12 protein-coding genes are annotated in these 12679 nt (G+C 54.2%); 8 read left to right on the top strand and 4 right to left on the bottom strand.

Going from position 1 to position 12679, the window contains the following annotated elements:
• Positions 1 to 18: 18 nt before the first annotated feature.
• From AC0V6L_RS09080 to AC0V6L_RS09070, 3 genes are read left to right on the top strand one after another with little or no spacing between them, the layout of a single operon-like run.
• Positions 19 to 1131 carry an alcohol dehydrogenase catalytic domain-containing protein gene (locus AC0V6L_RS09080; RefSeq protein ID WP_486153954.1) on the top strand — a complete coding sequence of 371 codons (1113 nt, stop codon included), beginning with the start codon at positions 19 to 21 and terminating at the stop codon, positions 1129 to 1131.
• On the top strand, positions 1118 to 1918 hold the full coding sequence (locus AC0V6L_RS09075; protein ID WP_486153953.1) for an enoyl-CoA hydratase/isomerase family protein: 801 nt from the start codon (positions 1118 to 1120) through the stop codon (positions 1916 to 1918). The genes AC0V6L_RS09080 and AC0V6L_RS09075 overlap by 14 nt, the downstream gene beginning before the upstream one ends.
• 2 nt (positions 1919 to 1920) lie before the next feature.
• Positions 1921 to 2694 (top strand): helix-turn-helix domain-containing protein, encoded by a 774-nt coding sequence (locus AC0V6L_RS09070; RefSeq protein WP_486153952.1) that lies wholly within the window; start codon positions 1921 to 1923, stop codon positions 2692 to 2694.
• Positions 2695 to 2722: 28 nt separating this feature from the next.
• Here AC0V6L_RS09070 and AC0V6L_RS09065 read toward each other — a convergent pair whose 3' ends face one another.
• On the bottom strand, positions 2723 to 3613 hold the full coding sequence (locus tag AC0V6L_RS09065; protein ID WP_486155090.1) for an alpha/beta hydrolase: 891 nt from the start codon (positions 3611 to 3613) through the stop codon (positions 2723 to 2725).
• Between the two features lie 257 nt (positions 3614 to 3870).
• Between AC0V6L_RS09065 and AC0V6L_RS09060 the strand changes: the two genes are divergently transcribed.
• From AC0V6L_RS09060 to AC0V6L_RS09045, 4 genes are read left to right on the top strand one after another with little or no spacing between them, the layout of a single operon-like run.
• Positions 3871 to 5046: an acyl-CoA dehydrogenase family protein gene (locus tag AC0V6L_RS09060; RefSeq protein WP_486153951.1), complete on the top strand. Its 1176-nt coding sequence runs from the start codon at positions 3871 to 3873 to the stop codon at positions 5044 to 5046.
• 9 nt (positions 5047 to 5055) lie between these two features.
• The gene (locus AC0V6L_RS09055) at positions 5056 to 6174 is read left to right on the top strand and encodes an acyl-CoA dehydrogenase family protein (RefSeq protein WP_486153950.1); all 1119 of its coding nucleotides are present in this window, start codon (positions 5056 to 5058) and stop codon (positions 6172 to 6174) included.
• Between the two features lie 12 nt (positions 6175 to 6186).
• Entirely contained in the window at positions 6187 to 7830 is a 1644-nt protein-coding gene (locus AC0V6L_RS09050) for a flavin-containing monooxygenase (protein WP_486153949.1), read from the top strand.
• 60 nt (positions 7831 to 7890) lie between these two features.
• On the top strand, positions 7891 to 9132 hold the full coding sequence (locus AC0V6L_RS09045) for an MFS transporter (protein ID WP_486153948.1): 1242 nt from the start codon (positions 7891 to 7893) through the stop codon (positions 9130 to 9132).
• 28 nt (positions 9133 to 9160) lie between these two features.
• Here AC0V6L_RS09045 and AC0V6L_RS09040 read toward each other — a convergent pair whose 3' ends face one another.
• Positions 9161 to 9622, bottom strand: coding sequence for a DUF1330 domain-containing protein (locus tag AC0V6L_RS09040; RefSeq protein WP_486153947.1), 462 nt, complete (start codon positions 9620 to 9622; stop codon positions 9161 to 9163).
• Positions 9623 to 9677: 55 nt separating this feature from the next.
• Here AC0V6L_RS09040 and AC0V6L_RS09035 point away from each other — a divergent pair, with 55 nt between their 5' ends.
• The gene (locus AC0V6L_RS09035; protein WP_486153946.1) at positions 9678 to 10928 is read left to right on the top strand and encodes a cytochrome P450; all 1251 of its coding nucleotides are present in this window, start codon (positions 9678 to 9680) and stop codon (positions 10926 to 10928) included.
• A gap of 17 nt (positions 10929 to 10945) precedes the next feature.
• Here AC0V6L_RS09035 and AC0V6L_RS09030 read toward each other — a convergent pair whose 3' ends face one another.
• Complete coding sequence (locus tag AC0V6L_RS09030; RefSeq protein WP_486153945.1) at positions 10946 to 11551, bottom strand: TetR/AcrR family transcriptional regulator; 606 nt, start codon at positions 11549 to 11551, stop codon at positions 10946 to 10948.
• 61 nt (positions 11552 to 11612) lie between these two features.
• Positions 11613 to 12644 carry an amidohydrolase family protein gene (locus AC0V6L_RS09025; protein ID WP_486153944.1) on the bottom strand — a complete coding sequence of 344 codons (1032 nt, stop codon included), beginning with the start codon at positions 12642 to 12644 and terminating at the stop codon, positions 11613 to 11615.
• Positions 12645 to 12679: the final 35 nt, after the last annotated feature.

Here is a 12679-nt window from a genome sequence, read left to right as displayed (position 1 = left end):
CCTTCCGGAGAATTCCCTGTGAAAGCCCTCGTCTTCAATGGTCCGCGCGATATTCGCTACGAAACTTATGACGATCCCGAACTGACGATCGAAAACGGCGTCATCGTGAATGTCAAAAAGTGCAGCATCTGCGGCTCTGATCTGCACATGTATCATGGTGATCAGATCGGAGGTGCGAGCGGATCGGACTATTCGCGGGACGTCGAAAAATTCTGTGTGGGCCATGAATTCATTGGCGAAGTGGTGGAAACCGGGCCCCAAGTCCACGGCTTTAAGAAAGGTGACAAGGTGCTGGCCGCTGCCGGCACGGGTTGCGGCGAATGTTCAACATGTCGGACCGGCAAGGGGATGTATTGCAAAAAGGCCACCGCCTTTGGCCTTAGCAATAAGTTGAACGGCGGGCAGGCCGACTATGTCCAGATCCCGAATGCAGACCAGACCTTGATGGCTATTCCCGAAGGGGTCACCGATGATCAAGCTATGCTCTTGACCGATGCTATGGCGACGGCTGCCTATGGGATTAACAACACCGGACTGAAGCCTGGACAATCGATCGCCATTGTGGGCCTTGGCCCCATTGGTTTGATTGGTGTGGAGCTCGCGATACTCCGCGGCGCGTCGCAGGTGTTTGCAATTGATCCCGTGGAAGCGCGGCGCGAACATGCCCACAAACTGGGCGCAACGGCATTTGCTCCGGGTAAAGAGGCCGCTGGCAAGATCATCGAACTCACCAAGGGCGGCGTAAACTGCGTGTTTGAAGCATCCGGCGCAAAGGCAGCTGTCGATTCCGTCATACCGCTGGCGCGAATGGGGGGATCATTATCCTTCATTGGCCTTCCCCAACCAGACGTGACTTTGCCGCTGAATATGATCTTGTTCAAAGGGCTTAGCGTTCGCGCAGGCGTCGCGCCCGTTCAGCATCTGTGGCCAGAATTGATACCATTGTTGCAGCAAGAAAAACTCACCGCAGATGGTTTGTTCTCGCACCGCATGCCATTGTCACAAGGGTCAGAAGCGTACCGAATGTTTGATGCACGAGAGGACAATGTTCTCAAAATCATGATGAACGTTGATCAAACGAGTTTGAGCCGCCATCGACACTGTGGGAGCGGAAGCGATGAACCAGTTTGAGACCATTACAATCGAGAGCAAAGACGGGGTCGATTGGCTTACGCTCAATCGCCCAGATGCACTCAATGCGATCACTACTCAAATGGTGCGCGAGTTAAGCGACTACTTTGGCGCACTCTATCACAATGCCGACACCCGGGTGGTGGTAATGCGCGGCGCGGGCAAAGCGTTTTGCGCAGGCCTCGATATCAAGTCATACAAAGATGATAAGCAAGGGGTGCCCTTTGGGGGCGGCTTTGGTTTCCAAGGCTTCTTGTCCGATGTTTATGTCAAGATGCGCCGCTGCCCCCAACCGATTGTGTCGCTTGTTCATGGACCTGCTTGTGGTGGGGGATTTGCCTTCGCGCTCGCTTCTGACATCCGCATTGCAGGGCAAAGCGCGCGAATGAATGCGGCCTTCATCAAAATCGGCCTTTCATCATGTGACATGGGGGTTAGCTACTTCTTACCTCGCCTTGTTGGAGCATCGCTTGCTTCAGAATTGATGCTCACCGGGCGTTTTATTCATGCAGACCGCGCGCTTGCAACTGGATTGGTCTCGCAGCTTGTACTGGATGATGAATTGGAAAAAGCGGGTGAGACGTTGGCTCAAGAATTGCTCGCGGCAAGTCCCATGGGGCTACGCATGACAAAAGAAGGGCTCAACATGTCTATAGATGCCGGTTCACTTGAAGCGGCCATTGCGCTTGAAAATCGCAACCAGCTTATGACAGGTCGCAGCCCGAATGCAGCCGAAGGCATGTCCGCTTTCCTTGGAAAACGCGCTCCAAACTATCAGCCAGAATAGCCATGTGGAACCTCAACGAAGTCGTCGCCGACGTGACGATCAATCAGCCCTCTGACATTCGCCCTGCTGCCGTCAGGATCGCAGAGGTCGCGGCATCATTGGGCCTGAGAGCTGGCGCGACAATCGATATCTCATCGCGCGATGACTTGTTCGATGGAAACGGCACTTCTTTGCACCTTGAGGTCTTCGGTTGGGATGACCCAGCGAAACGGTGGTGGGACCGCCCTCAACTGGCCCTTAACTCGCCAATCGCGCTTGCCTGCCGATACGAAAGCGAACCCTTTTGGTGCAACAGCAAAGGCGCGCGATCTTGCACTTTGAACCCGGAATTGAAGCAAATTTCTTTCAAGGATTTCTTGGATTCCGCTCCTGGTCTCAATGCGCTTATCATGGTGCCATGCCGCCTGACCTTTGGGCGAATTGGTGCTGCGTCATTTAGTCCCCTTGATGAAGACCAAACCGATTTGTCAGAAGTTTATGAGCAATCCGCACCACTGCTCTCTTCGATGATGAACCGTTTTCTTGCCACCTATGCCATCCATGGCAAGCCCACTGCCCTACCTATTTCATCCGACGTAAAATTGGGGCGGCGCGAGGTGCAGTGCCTCTATTGGGCTTCGCAAGGCAAAACCGACTTTGAAACAGCCATCATCCTTGGCGTCAGCCATGCCGCGATCCGATATCACGTCACGCGGGCCATCGAAAAACTGGATTGCGTGAACCGCGCACAGGCGATTTTCAAGGCGGGCCAGCTTGGCTTCCTAACCTCAACCTAGTGAAGTTAGCCATACAGCGTGGCCGCCCCTACGCTGTTCGGTTGGCCATCCAATCGGTTATCTCGGTGATTGATATGTCAGCGGCATCGATAAACTTGCCATACATTTGAAAAACGTGCGGCATGTCGGGCCAAACCTTCAGCTCAACCGAAACGCCTGATGCCCCAGCGCGTTCAGCCAGGCGGGTGCTATCTGACAAAAGCGCTTCCTCCGAACCCACATGGATGAGCATTTCGGGAAGCCCGGACAAGTCTGCAAACAGCGGCGATATCAGCGGGTTCTTCCGGTCAGCATCGCCCACATAGAGCGCGCTCATTTCGCCAAGCGTATCGGGTTCAGCGAGAAAATCCCGATCCTTGCATTCCTTATTGCTCCAGCCGGACAAGGTTAGGTCAACGAAAGGCGATAGCATCACCAGCCCTGCTGGCATCGGCATATCGAGAGACTTCGCCTTAAGCGTGGAGGCAGTGGTCAAACCGCCGCCGGCACTGTCACCAGCGACAATGATGCGATCGGGAGAGCCAGCGGTTTCCAGCAAGGCTCCATACGCAGCCACGCAATCTTCAATCGCGGCGGGGAACGGGCTTTCCGGGGCAAGCCTATAATCAATGCTCCAAACCGTTGCAGAGGATCGTTTGGCAAGCTCGGTCGTCACAACAAGGTGCGTGCTTGGGCTGCCAGAAATGTATCCGCCGCCGTGGAAATAGAGAATATGTTTGTCCGATGCGTCCGCGGGAACTTGTTTGATACAGCTCACCCCGCCCAGCTCAACATCTTCTAGAGTCACGCCCTGTGCGCGAGGGAAGCGCTGGCACAAAACCTCCATTTCGGCGCGCTTACGATCAAGCGGCACGTCCTTTTCCTGCTTTTCCGCATTGGTTTTCAGAAGCTGAAGAAACTCGCGCGGATCCATTTTCATTCGTGCCACTTACCATTCTCCCTCTTGGCTTGGACCCGGTGCAATCAACTCGTTCGAATTTTTTGAAAAGAGTTGATTTCAGCCTTTCATGCCATCGATTTTTCCATATACTAAACATATAGTATCTTAAAGAGTCGTGGCTGCAAGTCCCCTTGTGGCTTTGTGAGTGGGCTTATTCTGAGATTCTTGAGCGCTGGCCAAAAGGCCAAATGCGCTGAGCAATCTGGATTGGCGAGTATTGAGCCGGGAGAGGGCTAGTGGAATTTAAGTTTCCGGCAGAAGCGGAAGAATTTCGTGTCGAGCTAAGAGAGTTCATCAAGGCGGAGCTTCCCGATTGGTGGGTTGACCTTTTCGCGGATGATGAACGCATTTTCCCGTTCACCCGCGAATTCTGCCAGAAGATGGCGGACCGCGATTGGCTTACGAATTCATGGCCAAGTGAATTTGGCGGCGCCGACACTGACATTTGGAACCAAATGGTCGTGCGCGAAGAGATGTGGGGCAATGGGGAGCCACGCGGCCCTCAATATATGAGCCTCAACTACATCGGCCCGATGATCATGGAGTTTGGCACGCCCGAACAGCAGGAGCGCTTTCTCAAGCCCATGGCCGCAGGCGACCACATTTGGTGCCAAGGATTTTCTGAACCAGGCGCTGGATCGGATCTGGCTGCACTATCAACCCGCGCCACCGATGATGGCGAAGGGTTCCTCGTGAACGGACAGAAGATTTGGACCAGCTATGCGACCGCTGCTGATTGGTGTCTGCTTTTGTGTCGCTCCGATCCAGCAGACCGCAAGCACCAAGGTCTCTCGATGCTCTTGGTCGACATGAAAACACCTGGCGTGACCGTTCGTCCGATCAATTCCATGGGCGGCGAGAAGGAGTTTAACGAGGTGTTCTTCGAGAACGCGAGGGTGCCTTATGACTGCTTACTAGGCCCGCGCGGAGATGGTTGGCACGTAGCGATTGCCGCCCTCGCCTATGAGCGCGTTGGTGCAGCGGTGTTCATGCGGGCCAAGCTTATGCTCGATATGCTGGTCGAATATGTAAAAGTGACCAAGGATAAGAACGGCGAACCTTTGTCCAAGCGGGCGACCGTTCGGTCGGGTCTTGTGCGTCTTTATGCGCGATACCGCGCTGCAAGGCTGCTGTGTCACCGGGTCGTTTCTGCAATGGACGCAGGGGACAACAACCCCGTTTATCCGGCCGTCAACAAGGTCTTCTCCGCAGAGCTGAATGTGATGACCGGCAATGTCGGCCTCGAGATTTTGGGGGCACGTGGTCAGCTTACTATCGAGGATGAGGATGCGCCTTTGGATGGCCTTTTGAACCACCATTGGACTCACAGCATCCCGCACGTGATCGCAATGGGATCGAACGAGATTCAGCGCAATATCATCGCGCAGCGCGGCCTCGGTCTGCCACGATAGGAGCTGCACATGGACTTTCAACTCAACGAAACGCAAACGATGCTCCAAGATGGAGCAAGACGCTTGTTCGAGACGGCTTATGGCTCTGAAAAAGCGCGCTCTGCCGAGGCTAGCGAGGACGGCTTTTCCAAAGAAATTTGGTCGCAGATTTGCGAGCTGGGCTTTGTCGCGGCCGCCCTTCCCGAAGACAATGGCGGAGGCGGATGCGGCAAGCTGGAATTGGCGATCCTTGCAGAAGAGCTAGGCCGGGGAGCGGTGTCAGTCCCGCTTGTTGCCACTGCCGGTTTTTGCGCAACGGTTCTCCAGTCGGTGGAACAAACCCCTCTTACCGAGGCGTTCCTTTCCAAGATCGCTGGGAGCGATGAAATTATCGTTCCGGCCTTGGCAGAAACCGATGGCCGCGATGAATGGTGCACGCCGCTAAGCCAATTTGCGCCGACACAAGAAGGCGGCAGCATTAGCGGCGACAAAATCTTGGTGCCGTTTGCAAGCGCTGCGAACATGTTCCTTGTCTCCCTCTCAACCGCGCAAGGCGAGCAAGTGCTTGCCGCGGTTCCTGCCGATGCCCCAGGCATCTCTATCAAGCGGCATAAGGTTCTAGGCGCTGATCCGCTCTTTAAAGTCAGCTTCGACAATGTCGCTGTTCCAGCCGATCACGTGCTGGCACGCGGTAGAGATGCAGAAAGAGTGATTGCGGAAGGGCTCGACACCTCGACAACTTTGGCCACCGCGCAAGCGGTTGGAAATTGTGAAAAGATGGTTCTGCTTGGCGCAGAGTATGCCGCCACCCGCGAACAATTCGGGCAAAAGATCGGCAGCTTTCAAGCGGTCGCCCACCCCTTGGCGGATGTTCGCATTCAGACCGATGCTTGCCGTTTGCTTGTTGCAGAAGTAGCTTGGATGCTTGACGAGGGTCAGGACGCAGGGCTCGAGATTGCAGCCGCTAAAGTTTTCGCCAATGAAGTCGTGGTCGACATGATCCACGCGGTCCACGCGGTTCACGGCGCGATTGGCTACACGATGGAATATGATCTTCAATTGTTCACCCGGCGCGCCCGCGCCTTTTGCATGAACAATGGAGACACCGAATTACAAACAGAACGTGCCGCAATGGCAATGGGTCTTTAGGAGAGCATTGGCATGCCTGATACGAACACTTCGGCACAACCAAACGATCAAGAACTCGACGCGATCATTATCGGGACTGGGTTTTCAGGTCTTTATGCTCTTCACAAGCTGCGGAACGAAGAAGGCCTTCATGTGCGCGCCTTTGATGCAGCCGGCGGTGTCGGGGGCACTTGGTGGTATAACCGCTATCCCGGCGCGCGCGTCGATGGTCCAAGCACGCCCTATTACGGCTACACCTTCTCAAAAGAGCTGGCCAATGAATGGGACTGGTCCGAGACACAATCGGGTGGCCCGGAGATCCTGTCCTATCTTGAGCACTTCTCTGAGCGTTTTGACCTGAAAAAAGACATTCAGTTCGACACGTGGATCACCGATGCGCGTTACGACGAAGCATCGCAGCGCTGGACTGTGACAACGGACAAGAACGAGAGCTTCTCAGCCCGTTTCCTGATCTGCGGCCTTGGCGTCTTGTTTGTTGCGAATATGCCCGACTATCCGGGCATCAATGACTTTGCTGGTGCGTGTCACCACACAGGACGCTGGCCCCATGAAGATGTGGACTTCAAAGGCAAACGGGTCGGCGTGATAGGTACAGGCTCATCGGGCATCCAAGCGATCCCGGAAATCGCTCAAGACGCCGAACATGTGACCGTTTTCCAACGCACCGCGCAATACACCTTGCCGGCCAGAAATAGGCCCATCAGCATCGAGGAACTGGCGCAATTGCGGAGCGATTGGGGCGGTATTCGTGAGAAAATGCAAGGGCACCCGGCAGGGTTTCCTTATGAGAACGCAGAACGCAATGCCGCCGACTTCACCGCCGAAGAACGCCATGCGATTTACGAACAGCTTTGGGAAGAAGGCGGCTTTGGCCTTGCCTTGAAAAGCTTCGTTGGTGTGATGGTTGATCCTGATCTCAACCAAGAGATCGGCGACTTTGTGCGCGGAAAGATTGCTGAAGCGGTTCACGATCCCGAGCTTGCAGAAAAGCTGTCGCCCAAATTCCTTTTTGGGACCAAGCGCCTGATCCTCGACAATGGGTATTACGACACGTTCAACCGCGACAATGTTTCGCTGGTCGAAATTACCGAAGACCCGATCGAGAAGTTCACACAAAGCAGCATTCACACCGCCAATGGTGAGCATGAGATTGATATCTTGGTGCTCGCAACCGGGTTCGATGCAGTTTCAGGTTCGATCCTTAAACTCAATCCGAAAGGGCGTGACGGTGTGGGCCTTAAAGAGAAATGGCAGGACCGGTGTGAGACCTATTTTGGTCTGACCATCCCTGATTTCCCCAATCTGTTTTCGATCCACGGGCCCGGATCACCCGGCGTGTTCTTCACTATTCCGCTGGGAACGGAGCTTACGGTTGACTGGATAGCGCAGTGCATCCGGCACATGGCAGACAATGATCTGGGCGCGCTGGAATGCACGGGCGAGGCTGCAGAGCGTTGGGGACAAGAGGTCGACGGCATGGCAAGCCGCACTCTCTATCCGCAAACCCAATCATGGTATTCGGGTGCGAATATTCCGGGCAAACCCAAGCAGTTTTTGGGCCACCTTCACGGCACCCGCTATCACAAGAAGCTGCGAGAGGTCGCAGCGGAAGGGTACACGGGCTACACATTTGAGCAGGCCAAAGACATTGGGTGATCTTGGGCAGAGCCTGCTGGCCGTGCATATGACTTTGCATTCCAATAGAGCGCAAGGCTGATGATCATCAAAACACCTTGGTATTATGGCTGGAACATTGTCGCAGCTGGGATGATCTCTCAGGCAGTCATTTTCGGCATCTACATTTACAGCTTCACCCTTTGGATCGAACCGTGGACCAAGGATTTCGGCATCGGGCGAAGCGATGCGATGATGGTCTTTTTCACGGTGCAAGTGGCCAATGCCCTTTTTGCGCCGATTGCGGGTCAAGCGCTCGATAAGTTCCCAATCCGATATCTGATGCTGTTCGCAGCCTTGAGCTTTTCAGCCGCCTTAGCCCTGTCGACCTTCGTCACGAGCTTTTGGCAAATTGCCCTAATCTACGGCGTCCTAATGGTGGTCGGCATGGCTTGGGCTGGCACGGTCACCGCGGCCACGCTGGTCGCCAGATGGTTTGGAAGACGACGCGGCGTCGCGATGGGGATCAGTACGGTGGGCACCTCTATAGGAGGGCTGCTGCTACCGCCTCTTGTCGCCTCATTCCTGCAAGATTTCGGCTGGAGAGAGGCCAATATGATCCTTGCTATGATCGCGTTCGCGACCATCACTTTGGCGAGTTTGATCGTGCTCGATTCCCCCGAGAAAGCCGGGCTCGTTCACGAAGGACAACCGGCAAAACAGGCGGAAAGCCAAGAGTCCCAGCCCACCCGTGAATGGACAACGAAGGAGCTGCTTCGTTCAAAGGTCTTTTGGGCTGTTGGGATTAGCTTTCTTCTGCTGTCGTTTGCGATCACAGCCGTCCAGCAAAACCTGGCTCCGCTTGGCGCAGATGCAGGGATCGAGCAAACCGAACTGGCTTGGTACATATCAGTGATGGCAACCGTTATGATCTTCGCCAAACTCGGCATTGGATATATCTCGGACAAGCTATCCCATCGCACAATGTTGGGTCTTGTGACGTTGCTTGTGGCAATTTGCTTAGCGATACTGATTGGGATTGGACCGGGCAGAACCTCACTGCTCGCCGTTGCAGTCGTGCTGGGGATTGGGCTTGGTGGGATGCTGCCGATGCTGGGCGTGATAGTGGCGGACAATTTTGGGCCTGCATCATTTGGACGCATTCAGGGCATCTTGATCCTCGTGATGCTTCCCGCAGCATTAGGGCCGCTCGTCGCTGCGCGCATCTACGATAGCTATGGAAGCTATCAGATGGCGTGGATTGCCTTGCTGATTTTGCTGATACCCACCGCGCTGTGTGTGCGCAGCATCGGCAATGATAAGGCCGCGCCTAAGCCCGACTAAGCAGCGAAAGCGCAGACCTCAGCGAAACCTATACGCCCTCAGTGAGCCATAGATCAGCGGTTGCACCAGTTTTGCGCAGAGCGACAAGCTCTTGATACTCATCAGTATTGTACCATTCGCGTGCCACCTCCATTGACGGAAATTCGATAATCACCGCCGACATTGGGACTGGTTTATCGCCTTCCAACCGCTCAATTTCGGTTGTGCGCACATGGTACTTAGCGCCGATCTGGGCAAACTGCGTTTGAACTCGTTGAGAATACTCAGCCAGCCACGATGGGTTTGTGACCTCGACTAAACCGATCAAATATGCCGACATTCCATTCTCCCAATTCAAATTCTGATTTTCTGACTTGTTGAGGGTAGAGTTACAAAATTTGCGTATTGTGTCAAACGCGATGATATGCGAACGTTCGATCACTGTCTGATGGCTGTGATGAGCAGTACGATGGGTATCAAAACGGCCGACCTTGGGGTTGGACGCGAACACTGAACTGCGCGTGCAAATTTGGCTCGGGCGAGAAATAAATCGAGGGATCTATCTGATGGAATTGGCGAAACGCGCGGCAAAATTGCTGGAGCCTGAGACATATACCAATCCCGACAACGTGCACGAGATTCTGACGCAAGTGCGTAAGGAAGAACCCGTGATTTGGGTTGAGCCCGAAGGCGTTCGACCAATCTGGTTGGCGTCAAAAGCAGAAGCGGTTCGGTTCATCGAAACCAACCCAGAGAAATTCCTTGCTGGCCCGCGCCCAGCCCTGCAAACCATCGCACAAGAGCAAAAAAATATCGAGCTTTTTGGCCGCGATACCGGTCCTGCCGATACTTTGGTCAACATGGACGGCGACAAACACCGCACACGCCGTTCCATCACTCAACAATGGTTCAAGGTAAACCGGATCAAAGCGGATAAGCCGCGCGTTGATGCAATTGCGAAGACCTTCGTTGATCGGATGGCGACGCTTCAACCGGAATGCGATTTCGCGAAGGATGTCGCCTTCCTCTATCCGCTGCGCGTGATCAACGCGATGACGGGCCTACCCGAAGAGATGGATCCAACGATCCTTAAGCTGACGCAGCAGAATTTTGCATCAAGCGACGAAGATTTCGCCGACAATGACCAGGAGCTTATGGCTCGGATGGCGGCAACCATGATGGAGTTCCATCAGCTCTTTGCCCCAATCATCGAAGACCGCCGTAAAAACCCACGAGATGATCTCGCAACAGCATTGGCAAACGCGCAGATCGACGGAGAGCTTCTCCCAGATGCCGAGATTTTGGGATACTTCCTAATCGTTGCAACGGCAGGTCACGACACAACCAGCGCCACTACTGCTGGTGGTATGCTGCAATTGATCCGCCACCCGGACCAGCTTCAAAAGCTGCGCGATAATCCAGAATTGATGCCCCGAGCGATCGACGAGTTCTTGCGCTGGGTTGCGCCGGTCAAACACTTCTTCAGAACGGCGACAGAAGATGTTGAGATTGACGGCAAGCTCATTCGCAAGGGCGAGCATGTCGCTGTGATGTTCGAATCTGCGTGCCGTGACGAGGACGTCTATGACGATCCCTTCACCTTCAACATTGAGCGTAAACCCAATCCACATTTGTCGTTCGGCACAGGCCCCCACCTTTGCCTTGGTATGCACTTGGCGAAGCTTGAAATCGCCAGCTTCTTCAACGAGCTTTTGCCGCGCCTTGAGTCTATAGAACTCACAGCGGAGCCAACATACACTCAGGCAGCGTTTGTGACTGGCCTCAAATCACTGCCGGTCAAGTTCAAGATGAAATAAGCTGGTTCAATGCCGCGTTAAAGCGGACGCAACGCCGGAAGCAAGAAGTCAACGAGGAACGATCGTTGCTGTGCTTCGGTATAGTCGTCGCGGACAAGTAGCAATGAATGCACGTTGCTGAGCAGCTCAATAATGCGCTCATCCGTAAGTTCAGGCCGGATCAAATTTTTGTCGCGTCCCGCTTTGATGACGTCCGCCCACAATGCGATCATGTCGTGCATGAGCTGGTCACGTGGACCAAAAAGGAATAGCTCCACCCGGTGGTTGGTGTCCTTTTTAATGATGTCATTGAACAGCTTATCCTCGCTGCTCACGCGGACAGCGTAGATCGCCCCTTCGACCATCGCCTCTTCAAAGTCTGCGATTTCAGAGAGCTTTTTGCGCACTTTCTTCGCAAGTTCATACATTCTTTGTCTGAGAATATGCTCAATCAGCGCAGGTCGATCATCGAATATCCGGTAGAGCGTCTTGCGCGAGATACCGGCCTCTTCGGCAATATCTTCCATAGAAGTGCGCTGCGGCCCGTATTGCTTAAAGCAACGAATGGCCGCATCGGTGACCTTCTTTTTGGCCTGCTTTTTATCCGTCGACCTAACTTCAAGATCGTTGGCTTTGTGAAGCATTACAAACTCCTTTGAAGTGCGCCGATAGTCTAAAGGCTGCCGCGTGAAAAGGAATTTGCACCTATTCGGCAGCTTCCGCGAACATCTCGCTCATGTTTGTGGTTACCCGGCAAAGGTGACCAGGCGTCTTACCGGTTGGCTTATCCTCGCTGTGTGTAACCTCTCCGTTCACCAACACCAAATCATACCCACCAGCCCGCGCTTGGCGGCGCCAGTCACCGCCCGGCATATCATGGACGATTTCATATTGGCTTTGGTCAAAGTGCAATTTGTCCAACTCATAAACGAGGACATCGGCCTTAAAGCCAGGCAGCAACGCGCCGCGCCCCTTCAGCTTTAGCGACTTGGCGCTCTTTAGGCTTAATTGGAAATGCATCTCTTCGAGCGATAGCCGCTTCTCTTCGCGGACCAGCCAGATCAGCAGATCGGTGGCGTAATGGCCCATTCCAAAAGCCTTGGTATGGGCTCCGCCATCAGAGCCACCTCCAATAACGGCGGGATGCGCCAGATAAGCCAGAGCCTGATCCGGACTGGTTGCTGAAATCGGTGCAGATTTTAGCTGAAGCTTAAGTCCTGATCTAACGCCCAGATCAAGCAAGGTAGCAACCACACTCTGACCGGTTTGCTCGGCGACTTCACCTAAAGTTCTGAAAAGATATGGCTTCAAATCTTGGTCGTCGCCTACATCGATGACTGTTTGCCCTTCCAGGCCCGCTGCGCCGTTCGATGGGCCAGCGCCTGCATATTGCTCCTCAAAGCCTTTGACGAAGTCAGCATTGCCTATCAGTTCGAGGATCTCCTCGTCCGAATTGCAGGCGACGATCTGACGGATTGCGGGCAATTGTCCGCCGGCTGAATCGAGCTCTTTGATGCCGTTTTCCACCCAGCCCCGATTGAGCAAACAGCCGACTGTGACCTCGCAACCCTTGTCTCGCATGCCATTGAGCCAATCGAGATCATAGGACACGATATCGGTTAGCATGTCGTGGGTTAGAAACGTATTGTGGATGACCCTTACGCCGGTGCCCTTGACCAGATCGGCCACGCGCTCGGTTATGGAGCGATCACCGAAATAGACGATTTGTGGGAGCATCTGGATGACACCCTCGCCGCGATCCACTAGCGCGC

The organism is Erythrobacter sp. JB1-15 (assembly GCF_057365035.1).
Note: the sequence above shows the minus strand (reverse complement) of the source record. Positions and strands in the feature narration are given on the sequence as shown.

What these genes read in the sequence shown, in the direction of transcription:
- AC0V6L_RS09025 (WP_486153944.1), bottom strand. Translation starts at nt 12,644, where the DNA reads ATGCTCCCACAAATCGTCTATTTCGGTGATCGCTCCATAACCGAGCGC.
- AC0V6L_RS09050 (WP_486153949.1), top strand. Translation starts at nt 6,187, where the DNA reads ATGCCTGATACGAACACTTCGGCACAACCAAACGATCAAGAACTCGAC.
- AC0V6L_RS09075 (WP_486153953.1), top strand. Translation starts at nt 1,118, where the DNA reads ATGAACCAGTTTGAGACCATTACAATCGAGAGCAAAGACGGGGTCGAT.
- AC0V6L_RS09065 (WP_486155090.1), bottom strand. Translation starts at nt 3,613, where the DNA reads ATGAAAATGGATCCGCGCGAGTTTCTTCAGCTTCTGAAAACCAATGCG.
- AC0V6L_RS09030 (WP_486153945.1), bottom strand. Translation starts at nt 11,551, where the DNA reads ATGCTTCACAAAGCCAACGATCTTGAAGTTAGGTCGACGGATAAAAAG.
- AC0V6L_RS09070 (WP_486153952.1), top strand. Translation starts at nt 1,921, where the DNA reads ATGTGGAACCTCAACGAAGTCGTCGCCGACGTGACGATCAATCAGCCC.
- AC0V6L_RS09035 (WP_486153946.1), top strand. Translation starts at nt 9,678, where the DNA reads ATGGAATTGGCGAAACGCGCGGCAAAATTGCTGGAGCCTGAGACATAT.
- AC0V6L_RS09045 (WP_486153948.1), top strand. Translation starts at nt 7,891, where the DNA reads ATGATCATCAAAACACCTTGGTATTATGGCTGGAACATTGTCGCAGCT.
- AC0V6L_RS09055 (WP_486153950.1), top strand. Translation starts at nt 5,056, where the DNA reads ATGGACTTTCAACTCAACGAAACGCAAACGATGCTCCAAGATGGAGCA.